General features: G+C 43.3%; 10 protein-coding genes and 1 pseudogene. 8 read left to right on the top strand and 3 right to left on the bottom strand.

Going from position 1 to position 10,013, the window contains the following annotated elements; all coding sequences use genetic code 11:
* From C1G53_RS13605 to fni, 3 genes and pseudogenes are all read left to right on the top strand, one after another.
* Positions 1-158: pseudogene (locus C1G53_RS13605) on the top strand (diphosphomevalonate decarboxylase); the annotation flags it as partial.
* Position 159: 1 nt separating this feature from the next.
* Entirely contained in the window at positions 160-1,239 is a 1,080-nt protein-coding gene (locus C1G53_RS09015; protein ID WP_105118428.1) for a phosphomevalonate kinase, read from the top strand.
* Positions 1,240-1,249: 10 nt separating this feature from the next.
* Positions 1,250-2,347, top strand: coding sequence for a type 2 isopentenyl-diphosphate Delta-isomerase (gene fni / locus C1G53_RS09010; protein ID WP_105118427.1), 1,098 nt, complete (start codon positions 1,250-1,252; stop codon positions 2,345-2,347).
* Between the two features lie 355 nt (positions 2,348-2,702).
* Here fni and C1G53_RS09005 read toward each other — a convergent pair whose 3' ends face one another.
* The gene (locus tag C1G53_RS09005; RefSeq protein WP_105118426.1) at positions 2,703-4,124 is read right to left on the bottom strand and encodes a hypothetical protein; all 1,422 of its coding nucleotides are present in this window, start codon (positions 4,122-4,124) and stop codon (positions 2,703-2,705) included.
* Between the two features lie 297 nt (positions 4,125-4,421).
* On the opposite strand from C1G53_RS09005, the gene C1G53_RS09000 reads away from it, so the two are divergent.
* The 3 genes from C1G53_RS09000 (at position 4,422) to C1G53_RS08990 (ending at position 6,805) form a co-directional block, all read left to right on the top strand.
* Positions 4,422-4,688 (top strand): ACT domain-containing protein, encoded by a 267-nt coding sequence (locus C1G53_RS09000; RefSeq protein WP_105118425.1) that lies wholly within the window; start codon positions 4,422-4,424, stop codon positions 4,686-4,688.
* A gap of 11 nt (positions 4,689-4,699) precedes the next feature.
* On the top strand, positions 4,700-6,037 hold the full coding sequence (locus C1G53_RS08995) for a PFL family protein (RefSeq protein ID WP_024384706.1): 1,338 nt from the start codon (positions 4,700-4,702) through the stop codon (positions 6,035-6,037).
* Positions 6,038-6,109: 72 nt separating this feature from the next.
* Positions 6,110-6,805, top strand: a complete 696-nt coding sequence (locus tag C1G53_RS08990) for a histidine phosphatase family protein (protein ID WP_105118424.1) — start codon at positions 6,110-6,112, stop codon at positions 6,803-6,805.
* A gap of 81 nt (positions 6,806-6,886) precedes the next feature.
* On the opposite strand, the gene C1G53_RS08985 is transcribed toward C1G53_RS08990, so the two are convergent.
* Both C1G53_RS08985 and C1G53_RS08980 read right to left on the bottom strand, forming a co-directional pair.
* Positions 6,887-7,579: an ABC transporter permease gene (locus C1G53_RS08985; protein ID WP_105118423.1), complete on the bottom strand. Its 693-nt coding sequence runs from the start codon at positions 7,577-7,579 to the stop codon at positions 6,887-6,889.
* Positions 7,563-8,459 (bottom strand): ATP-binding cassette domain-containing protein, encoded by an 897-nt coding sequence (locus C1G53_RS08980; protein WP_105118422.1) that lies wholly within the window; start codon positions 8,457-8,459, stop codon positions 7,563-7,565. Before C1G53_RS08980 ends, C1G53_RS08985 begins: the two co-directional genes overlap by 17 nt.
* Before the next feature lie 98 nt (positions 8,460-8,557).
* Between C1G53_RS08980 and C1G53_RS08975 the strand changes: the two genes are divergently transcribed.
* Together C1G53_RS08975 and C1G53_RS08970 are read left to right on the top strand one after the other, a co-directional pair.
* Complete coding sequence (locus C1G53_RS08975) at positions 8,558-9,418, top strand: Rgg/GadR/MutR family transcriptional regulator (protein ID WP_105118421.1); 861 nt, start codon at positions 8,558-8,560, stop codon at positions 9,416-9,418.
* Positions 9,419-9,672: 254 nt separating this feature from the next.
* Positions 9,673-9,921 carry a hypothetical protein gene (locus C1G53_RS08970; RefSeq protein ID WP_105118420.1) on the top strand — a complete coding sequence of 83 codons (249 nt, stop codon included), beginning with the start codon at positions 9,673-9,675 and terminating at the stop codon, positions 9,919-9,921.
* The last annotated feature ends 92 nt before the right edge of the window (positions 9,922-10,013 follow it).

Below are 10,013 nucleotides of genomic sequence, written 5' to 3'. Positions count from 1 at the left end.
TGCTCTGCCGAGCAAGTCAGATGGATGAGCTAGTAGCTGAATTGTCCAAAGTCTTCCCAAGAGAGAAAATCATCACTAGCAAGCCTGGACCTGCTGCTTATGTTCTCAGTGAGAAGGATTGGCAGGCTTCGCAAGCAGCATTTGAAAAGGGAATCTAGCATGAAAGTGCAAGTAAAGATACCAGGAAAACTCTTTCTGGCAGGGGAATATGCAGTTGTTGAGGCCGGTTATCCTGCGGTGATTGCGGCGGTTGACCAGTACCTAACCGTCACCATTGAAACAAGTGACCAAGGCAGTCTTCATTCCAGTCAAAAGGCAGATCTTTATCTGATCTGGGAGCGTAAGGAAAATGAGATTTTCATTCAAGATGACCATCCCTATGCCCTGATTGAGATAGCTATGCAGGTAACGGAGGAATATCTGACGGCCAAGGGCTATGCTTGTCATGAAACCTATAGCCTATCTGTTCAGTCCGACCTAGATGACCAAGCCTCTGGTGCCAAGTACGGTCTGGGTTCCTCTGGTGCTGTAACGGTTGCGACAGTCAAGGCCCTGTTGACCTACTACGGTCACCGACCAGATGCCCTCCTGACCTACAAGCTGGCAGCCTTGGCCCAGACCAAGCTAGGCATGACAGGTTCCTTCGGAGATTTGGCGGCTTCCAGTTTCGGTGGCTTGATCGCCTATCATTCCCTGGACCGTTCTTGGCTTTTAGGGAAAATGGCAGAGCTGTCTCTGCTGGATCTGGTGGAAAGTGATTGGCAAGGTTTGTCTATCAGCCCTATTCAGTTACCTGAAGGCTTAGACCTCTTGGTGGGATGGACAGGATCGGCGGCTTCGACGGACAGGCTAGTTTCCCAGATGGAAGACCAAAAAAGTCAGACTGAAAAAGAGCAAATTCATAGCCAGTTTCTAGCCGACTCCAAGACCTGTGTAGAACAGTTGATAGTAGCTTGTCAGACAAATGACTTGGTATCAGCTAGACAGGCCATTTCTCAGAACCGCAAGCTCTTACAAGATTTTGCGAGAGGAATGGGCTTGGTCATTGAAACGCCTCGACTGAGCCAACTCTGTGATCTGGCCCAGACTTATGGGGCGGTGGCCAAATCATCTGGTGCAGGTGGTGGTGACTGCGGCATTTGCTTGGTAGACGGTAAGGAACAAAAAGTAGCGATTGAGAAGGCTTGGCAACAAGCCGGCATTCTTCCACTCCAACTAAAGATCACAAGTAGAGAATAAGGAGAACCCTATGTTTTATCTAGGAGAATTTGGTTTAGACCGCAAGGATCAACACGTTGGCTTGGCCAACCAGCAATATAGTGCAACGCCGGCCAAGGACTTTACGGAGACCTTGTTTGTCCATCATTCCCTGCCACAGACCAAGGTGGATGAAGTGGATATTTCGACCAGTGTAGCTGGTTTGGACTTTGCCTTTCCTTTCTTCATCAATGCCATGACCGGTGGAAGCAAGAAGACGCGGGAAATCAATCGTCTCTTGGGAATTATGGGGCATTTTGGGAAGATTGCTTTGGCTTCAGGCTCGGTTAGTGCGGCGATCAAGGATCCGTCTGTTGCGGAAACCTTCTCTGTTATGCGTCGGGAAAATCCTTATGGCATTATTTTTGCCAATCTAGGTGCCCACCATAGTGTGGAGAACGCCAAGCGAGCGGTGGATTTGTTGGAGGCCAATGCCATCCAAATCCATGTCAATGCACCTCAGGAGATTGTCATGCCTGAGGGAGACCGTGACTTTACTATGTGGTTGAAGAATATTGAAACCTTGGTGCGGGAGATGGAAGTACCGGTTATCGTCAAGGAAGTTGGTTTTGGCATGAGCCGTGAAACGGTTGCCCAGCTGGCTTCTGTCGGTGTCAAGACCATTGATGTGTCTGGTACTGGGGGGACGGATTTCGCCAAGATTGAAAATGCCCGTCGGACCTTCAATGATTATGCCTATTTAGAGGGGTGGGGTCAGTCAACCGTGACTTCCTTGGTAGAAGCCATGTCTGTTTCTGAAGATATCCGTCCAAGCCTGATTGCCTCTGGTGGTATTAAAACACCGCTAGATATTGTCAAATCCTTAGCTCTTGGTGCAGACCTTATCGGTATGTCCAACCATTTCCTCCAGTATGTCAAGGATGGAAAAGGGCATCGTTTTGACGACGGCTTGCAGGCTATTAAGACTTATCAATGGCAGATGGCTGAAATCATGACCATGTTGGGTGCTAAGAATATTGCAGACCTTCGCAAGAAAGATGTGGTCTTGGCTCCAAATGTCCAGAACTGGTGCGAGGCGCGTGGGATTGATTGGAAAGCCTATGCCCGTCGGTCGCAAAGTATGAAATAAACAACCAAACTCGCGAAAGCGGGTTTTTGAGTTGGACAAGATAGTATTTTTTAGCAGAGACTGTTTTCGGTCTAATCGGTTACAGCAGGATTACTGCTTCAGCCTTACCTTCAAAAACTGGATGGGCAGGACCGTGATTGACTATAAGATGGACTTAGGGGATTTGGAAAAGGCTATGAAATGGGAGGCATAGTCTTTTCCAAATTCCTCATTCTAGTTAGAAGCTGCTGGTTGGATAATGGAAAAAGACCTATATCGAGACTTGTCATCTTGATGTAGGTCTTTGTTTTGTTACTTTTTATCCATCTCCGTGCCTGTTTGCATCATAAAAGTTGATGTGGGCACTATGGTCCGGTTAAGAGAGGTATCTAATTAAGAGTTCATCCTGCATATAATTGATGTAGTCGGTCCACTGCTTCAGTGTCGTCTCAGGGTTCTTTCCGAGAAGAATATTTTCTCGAATTAGAGAGAGTTGGTGGAGTGAGTAAGTGGAGAGTTGAGGAGGGAGTTTTCCGTCTGTTTCCAAAGCATAGTGACTATCTTTGGCAGCTGTAAAAGCCATTTGTTGAAAGTGTAGGAATTCATCTTGTAGGGCATCTGTCAGAGTTTGCGCGGTCTTGCTTTTTATGGAGCCATCTGCATGAAATTCGTAAAGATAGGGGAAGTAGGCCTCCTGTTTGGGTTGGAAATAGTGGCGGCTAAAAAACTGCTCAATGCTAGCGCTATTTTCGGTCGAAAGGAGAATTCGAATAGACTCGGTGAAGTTGCTCATATTTTGCTTTAGTATCTGGTTATAGCCTTCGAGGGTAAAGAGAGGTGTTGCAGCATAGTAGTCGTTTCTAATAAATTCCCAAATCTTTTTAAGGAAGTAAGAAACAGGAGAAACTTGGGTTTCTTTTTCCAGCTCAATGAGTTTTTCGATGTCCGACTGATAAAGTTGTCCTTCTCTAGCTCCATAGTTGTCTGGAGTAGCTTGTAGGTTGAGAGGGTCGTCGATGAAGCCGAGACTAAGGGGACCGATATATTGAAGGCTCTGTCCATGGAATAGCTGGTAATTTTTCATGAGTTGCTTGGCAGCGCAGCTATTTCCATCGACCCAGTATTTATAGAAGGCTTGCTCCTGATGCTGGTTAGCTGTTATTCCTTTTACATCTAACTTATCTTTTTGCGTTCGACAACATAGATTGAGTGAATGGAAGCCATCAAACCGCTCAGGGAAATGGCTCGATGCGCCAGACCTAAAAATTTTTTTCCCTTCTGTCCGACAGAGAAGTTCAACCTCTGTTAGGACATCCTTAATGGATTGTTGTTCCCATTCCACGGGTAACTTGGCTTTTTGGATGAGATATTGCTGTATAGCTGTTTCATGTTGGGGTAGCTTGTGCAAAATGTCATAAATGGAGTCATAGCGATCAAATTGATAAGCAAAGTTCTTCTCAAAGTAGCTAATGGTATATTGAGTGGGATAGATATAGTGTAGATCCATAGTGTACCCACACCCTTGACAGGCTTTTTTCTTAGTGGGATGAATGGCAAACATGGTATTGGCATATTTTTTACTAGAGGCTTCCAAGCCTAGCTGTCTTGCTTTTTCATCTGCCCATTCTTCTCTCTTTTTACTAGTAGTGTCTTTCTTAGCTGTCTTTGTAGCACCCCAGACTGGAGAGCCATCGTCCTTAAATCGAATGGGGAGGTTTTTATAGTTTGGATGGGCGATGATTTCCTCCATATACGAAATGAAATTGGGATGATAGCTGACAGATGTCTTTCTCACCATAGTAAGGTTCCTCTTTCTGTTAGGAGTTGGTTGTTTCAAGGTCTGCTGACCTTATTTATCGGAAAATCCCTAGACCGTGCTTAAGGATAATGAGACCAGATATATTATACCACAAATCCCTTATTATCCAAATGTCAACGTCATTTTCCTCTGTATCTTCCCTGCCGATAGTTTTTAAATGGCCGGAATAGGTAGGATAGGAGGGTATATTTCTCGATAGTAAAGATTGCTTTTCTACCTTTTTTGTTCTATTTATGGTATGATGGTGAATAAATAATCATTTGAAGAGGTGTTTAGATGAAAGCTATTGTTACAGTTGTCGGTCAGGACAAGACAGGGATTGTTGCGGGTGTTGCGACTAAGATTGCGGAAATGGGTTTGAATATTGATGATATTTCTCAGACTGTTTTGGATGAGTATTTTACCATGATGGCGGTGGTGTCATCAGATGAGAAGAAAGATTTCACGCAACTTCGTGCAGAATTGGATGCCTTTGGTCAAAGTTTGAACGTGAAAATCAACATTCAAAGTGCGGCGATTTTTGATGCCATGCACAACTTGTAAGGAGAGCGGTCATGGATATTAGACAGGTTAGAGAAACCATTGAGATGATCGAGGAGCAGCACTTCGATATTCGGACCATTACCATGGGGATTTCCCTCTTGGACTGTATTGACTCGGACATCGATAAGGCTGCGGAGAAAGTGTACACCAAAATTGTAACCAAGGCCAAGAACTTGGTAGCGGTCGGTGATGAGATTGCGGCAGAACTAGGCATTCCCATTGTCAACAAACGGGTGTCGGTAACGCCTATTGCTTTGATTGGTGCGGCGACGGATGCCACGGATTATCTTCCCTTGGCTCATGCCTTGGATAAGGCGGCTCATGAAATCGGCATCGATTTTATCGGAGGCTTTTCAGCTCTGGTTCAAAAGGGTTACCAAAAAGGGGATGAAATCCTCATCAACTCTATACCGCAGGCATTGGCCCAAACGACAAAAGTCTGCTCGTCAGTCAACATCGGCTCGACCAAGACGGGTATCAACATGACTGCCGTGCGGGATATGGGGCGGATCATCAAGGAGACGGCGGAAGCTTCTGATATGGGGGCGGCCAAGCTAGTGGTCTTTGCCAATGCGGTCGAGGACAATCCTTTCATGGCTGGTGCCTTCCATGGTGTCGGCGAGGCGGATGTGGTCATCAATGTCGGCGTTTCTGGGCCTGGAGTGGTCAAGCGTGCCCTTGAAAAAGTGCGTGGCGAGAGCTTTGATGTGGTGGCAGAAACCGTTAAGAAGACGGCCTTCAAGATTACCCGTATCGGTCAGTTGGTCGGCAATATGGCCAGCGAACGCCTGGGTGTCAAGTTCGGTATCGTGGACCTGTCCCTTGCTCCGACGCCAGCTGTTGGCGACTCAGTAGCACGAGTTTTGGAGGAAATGGGCTTAGAAACCGTAGGTACGCACGGAACGACCGCTGCCCTGGCTTTGCTCAATGACGCTGTCAAAAAGGGTGGGGTCATGGCCTGCAACCAAGTCGGTGGCTTGTCAGGTGCCTTTATCCCTGTATCTGAGGACGAGGGAATGATTGCGGCGGTGCAAAATGGCTCGCTTAACCTTGAAAAATTGGAAGCTATGACGGCTATCTGTTCAGTTGGTTTGGACATGATTGCCATTCCAGAAACAACGCCAGCTGAAACCATTGCAGCTATGATTGCGGATGAGGCGGCGATTGGGGTCATCAACCAGAAAACAACTGCGGTTCGTATTATTCCGCTTGGCAAAGAAGGGGACATGATTGAATTTGGTGGACTTCTGGGAACAGCTCCTGTCATGAAGGTCAACCAGGCTTCGTCTGTGGACTTTATCAACCGTGGCGGACAAATTCCAGCACCGATTCATAGTTTTAAGAACTAAAAACGTAAACCGATTGCGACAAGCAGTCGGTTTTTTGCTATACTAATAGTAAGAAAAGACAAGGAGAATGCTATGGCAGAAGTAAGATTATATATTTCTCGACATGGGAAAACCATGTTTAATACCATCGGTCGCGTGCAGGGCTGGTGTGATACACCGCTGACCAAGGCTGGTGAGGAAGGAATTCGTGAATTGGGCTTGGGGCTCAAGGATGCGGGCATTGATTTTAAACTAGCCGTATCCAGTGACCTGGGGCGGACCGTTCAGACCATGACCATCGCCCAGCGTGAGTTGGGAATTTTAGGAAAAATCCCATATTACCAAGACAAGCGTATCCGTGAATGGTGCTTTGGTAGTTTCGAGGGTATGTATGATGCCGAGCTTTTTCAAGGTGTCCTGCCTCGTTTGAAAGGGACAGTTGATGCGACAGGTATGTCCTTTGCGGAAATCGCAGCAGGTATCCAAGAAGCAGACACCGCTGGCTGGGCGGAATCATGGGAAGTTTTGAGCAATCGTATCTTAACAGGTTTTGAATCCATCGCCCAAGACTTGGAAAAGCAAGGCGGAGGTAATGCCCTTGTGGTCAGCCACGGTATGACCATTGCAACCCTGGCTCATCTGTTGGAGCCAGAGCGTGGGGCTAATATTTTCCTTGATAACGGCTCAATCACCGTCCTCAAATACGAAAATGGTAAGCTCTTGATTGAAGCGGTTGGGGATATGTCCTACCGCCAACGCGGAGCAGAATTGATTGCCCAAGGGGAATAAATGTGAAATGAAAACATGTATGTCATACGTTTTTTCTGATGTGTGACATACATGTTTTTTATATATGAAATCTAAGTTACATCATTTTAACTCTTTCCTGCTGAAAATAAAGTAACTCAGATAGAGATATAGTATAGCAGATATGAAGCTAACACCCATGGATAGCTGTGTAATATGTTCCCCCTGTTGAAGCGAAAGAAATAGAAAATAATCTGTTGGTAATGTCATATGGAGTAGGTTACTAGTAATAAGGTTGGTGACATTGTCAAAAAGAAGGCTAATTAAACTAAAGGCAAGATAGGCTTGATTGACTTTATTGGACTTGACAAATATCAGGATGGATAACAGAGAGATACAGATAAATAAAGGTGTTTGAGCAATGAAACTGTGTATTATCACTGCAACATCAACAGGGGCACCCAGAAGTAAGCCAATACTGCTACTCAATAAATAGGCTAGAAGGATATAAGCGAGATCTAGCACAAGGGTTGCTAAGACTTTATAGAAAAATACTCCTTTTCTTATTTGTTGCTTGATAATAATATGATTGATGGTACGGTAAGTAAAATCTTCTCCAAAGAATAGGTTTGTCGGGACGATAAAAAATAGTGTGATAAATTGAGAAAGCAATTGAATAAGAGAGCTAGTGAAGTCTTCGTTGCCATGCAACAAAAAAGCGGATAAAAAGGACAGTAAAGCCAATATTCCCAATGAAATCGTTAATCTCTGTTCTTTTTGAATCTTAAATAAATCAGCTTTAAAGTAATGTATCATGCTCTTCTCCTTCTTGAAGCAATGTCAGATAATAATCTTCAAATGACATTTGTTGTTTAAAAATTTCTTTGACCTCAATCTCATGGTTTATCAAGAGATGAATGAGGCTCATAACATTCGTATCTGATGACAGACTGATATAATCCTTATCTATTTTGTAAGCGATGTCCTGCTCTTCAAGGATAGTCAAGGTCTTAGGATGGTTGTTCGTTTGTAGATAGAGCTGTTCTTCTAGGGTTTGTTCAAGCTCTTGCTTTGAGAATTCTTTGACGATAAGGCCCTTATGCATAATAATGTACCGATCAACCACCATCTCAAGCTCTGATAGGATATGACTGGAGATAAGGATGGTCATCCCATATTGATTTCGAAGATTTAAAATAATACTTCTCATTTCTTTGATTCCAACAGGGTCAAGACCATTAATCGGTTCGTCTAGGATTAAAAAATCAGGCCTATCTAGGATAGCTAAGGCAATGGCTAAACGTTGGCGCATTCCCAATGAAAAATCTTTGGATTTTTTCTTAGGATCCACATCCTCTAAACCGACAATTGCTAATGTCTCTAAGACTTTTTCATCAGCTTGCTTAAGGTTTAATTGCAGAGCCATGTAACGAAGATTATCGATAGCAGATAAATTGGGTTGTAGAGCAGGGGATTCGATTAAAGCTCCAATACGACAATTTTTTGAGCTAGTAATGGTACCAGAAGTTTGGGAAATGAGGCCAGATAACATTCTGAGAAGCGTTGTTTTCCCAGCACCATTTTCACCAACTAAGCCACATATTTCTCCTTTATTAATCGTTAAAGAAACCTGATGAACGGCCTTTTGTTTCCCGTATTGCTTTGATAATTCTTGGGTAGATAAGAGAGATGCCATAACTACCTGCCTTTCTATAAAAAAATGATAAATCTATGATATACTAGATTCAAAAGTTAGCAAATTTCGTTACATAAATGTAACGAGTGGAGAATATAATGGGAACTTACGGAAAAATTTTTAAAATCATTCGTGAATCAAAAAATATGTCTCTAAAAGAAGTGGCTGGGGATTTCGTGACACCTGCTCAGCTATCACGCTTTGAAAATGGAAAGAGCAATCTTTCTGTAGATACATTTTTTCATTGCTTGAGACGGATGAATATGGTTGAGGGCGAATTTTCTACCCTCTACCAGTCCTATTTTCAGATAGATAATTTGTTTTCTTCAGAAGAATTTGTCCGTGCAGTTTATAGTCACAATGCTCAGTATATGGACAATAAAATTTTGTACCATCAAGCAGAGTATGATAGAGATGGACGTCCGTTTGATAGGGTGATGGTCGCAGCCTTTCATATCTTCAAGCAGCAATGGTGCGATCCTGATTATGATGTTTCTGAGGATGAAAAAGCTATTCTATCGGACTATTTAATGTCCATAGATGATTGGGGGAAATTTGAACTCTGGATTTTCGGAAATTGTAGCAGAGGTCTTCCTAGCAAGATGTTGGAAGTTCTGGGAATGGAAGTTCTCAATCGAACAAATTTTTATATGGATATCACAGAAAACAGAGATAATGTCTATAAGGTACTCATCAATATTTCGAGTAGTTTGTTAGATAGGGGAGAGGAGACTGCTGCGATTCGCTTTCTCAAAATTCTTGACTCTGTCAATATCATGGAAAAGAATATGCGGGATCGCTTGCTGCTTAAGCTCCTAAAAGCACGCTTGTCCTACATGAATGGAAATGATGGTGGCCTAGAAATAATGAAGGAATGTCTGCATATTGCCAAATTTTTAGATTGCTATGATTTAATCCACCAGATCAATAAGGAAATTGAGAAAGTTACAGATATGTAATGAATTTTAAGAGGCTCGTCATTTCCTGTAAGATAATACTTGTAAGTTTTACAACTTTACAAAACAATGTTTAGAAACTGTATTCACAAGAAAAGTGCTTTTAGAGAAGAGATGGTTTTTCGCTAATCAAGGCAGTTTTTTGAGGGAATACTAACTGTATTTTGAAAAAAACGAGCGGTGAGTAGCTGAAAAGCTAGCCTTAGCTAGAAGTGCTGAACTGTGAATACAGTTTCTCAATTATCTTGGAGGAAATAATGATGAAGAAATTACTTGTTTTAGGTGCTCTTGCAATGCTAGGTTTTGTAACTTTTGGGTTTCTAACAACTAATAGCAGTTCAGCAAGTGCTGAAACGGAGGGCAAGGTAGTTCTGTTTGGAAAAGTCGATTTTTCAGACGATGAAGAACAAGACACGGATGAGGAAAGGGAAGAAGTAGCGACGGAGAGCGATGATGTCAGCTGGCTTGAGAACTTTATCACGACAGGTTCTGTTGCAAAGTTTTAAATCTACTATCAAATAAGGTAGAATAATAGAAAAAGATAGCAGGAGGAATGACGATGAATCATTTTAAAGGAAAGCAATTTCAGCAGGATGTG

The sequence above is a fragment of the Streptococcus suis genome, from assembly GCF_002960445.1.
GTDB lineage: Bacteria > Bacillota > Bacilli > Lactobacillales > Streptococcaceae > Streptococcus > Streptococcus hyiners.
This window is presented reverse-complemented; position numbering and strand designations above follow the sequence as displayed.

What these genes read in the sequence shown, in the direction of transcription:
- C1G53_RS09015 (WP_105118428.1), top strand. Translation starts at nt 160, where the DNA reads ATGAAAGTGCAAGTAAAGATACCAGGAAAACTCTTTCTGGCAGGGGAA.
- fni (WP_105118427.1), top strand. Translation starts at nt 1,250, where the DNA reads ATGTTTTATCTAGGAGAATTTGGTTTAGACCGCAAGGATCAACACGTT.
- C1G53_RS09005 (WP_105118426.1), bottom strand. Translation starts at nt 4,124, where the DNA reads ATGGTGAGAAAGACATCTGTCAGCTATCATCCCAATTTCATTTCGTAT.
- C1G53_RS09000 (WP_105118425.1), top strand. Translation starts at nt 4,422, where the DNA reads ATGAAAGCTATTGTTACAGTTGTCGGTCAGGACAAGACAGGGATTGTT.
- C1G53_RS08995 (WP_024384706.1), top strand. Translation starts at nt 4,700, where the DNA reads ATGGATATTAGACAGGTTAGAGAAACCATTGAGATGATCGAGGAGCAG.
- C1G53_RS08990 (WP_105118424.1), top strand. Translation starts at nt 6,110, where the DNA reads ATGGCAGAAGTAAGATTATATATTTCTCGACATGGGAAAACCATGTTT.
- C1G53_RS08985 (WP_105118423.1), bottom strand. Translation starts at nt 7,579, where the DNA reads ATGATACATTACTTTAAAGCTGATTTATTTAAGATTCAAAAAGAACAG.
- C1G53_RS08980 (WP_105118422.1), bottom strand. Translation starts at nt 8,459, where the DNA reads ATGGCATCTCTCTTATCTACCCAAGAATTATCAAAGCAATACGGGAAA.
- C1G53_RS08975 (WP_105118421.1), top strand. Translation starts at nt 8,558, where the DNA reads ATGGGAACTTACGGAAAAATTTTTAAAATCATTCGTGAATCAAAAAAT.
- C1G53_RS08970 (WP_105118420.1), top strand. Translation starts at nt 9,673, where the DNA reads ATGATGAAGAAATTACTTGTTTTAGGTGCTCTTGCAATGCTAGGTTTT.